Below are 592 nucleotides of genomic sequence, written 5' to 3' on the forward strand. Positions count from 1 at the left end.
TGAGAGTTCACAAGATGTATTTGATGCGCATTACATTTATATGCGCCATTTTGATTATTTAGGGTTAATCGCGTCGAGGTGTATAATTTGCGCTCAAATCAGCCCTAGTCCACCCCATCCTTAAAGCGCCACTCCAATTTTGGAGTGTGCATGACATTACAGACTAGCCGAAAGCAAGTGCCAGCCAGTGCAAAGCGCCTTAGCAGACTTGCGCCTAACTGGTCATACGCGAACAACATTCTTAGCTTTGGTTGCGGTAAGTTTCCCGACCTAACAGAAGAATGTCTTACTAACTGCCACAAGCAGAGCATGACGGTCACTCACTTTGACCCGAGTTCAAAAGCCAAAGGCGTAGTAAACAATATTGCCGAAATTGACAGCTCAAAACGCCGTTTTTGCGTCATGTTATGCGCGAACGTACTTAACGTGTGCAAAGATCTCGATGCAGCGATCGCAGACATGGCCAAGATTGATTTTGATTGCGCGGTCATTCAAATCTATGAGGGCAACCGATCCGGTAAAGGCCGCAAAACGCGAGACGGCTACCAACGCAATGAGCCAGTATCGGCTTACCTCCCTATCCTAACGAGCA

1 protein-coding gene is annotated in these 592 nt (G+C 47.1%); it reads left to right on the top strand.

Features of this window, described 5'->3' with window-relative positions:
- Positions 1-150: 150 nt before the first annotated feature.
- Positions 151-592, top strand: a 442-nt coding sequence (locus R7040_RS28225) for a hypothetical protein (protein WP_318097854.1), incomplete at its 3' end; no start/stop codon positions are given.

Source organism: Vibrio sp. 1069 (assembly GCF_033340555.1).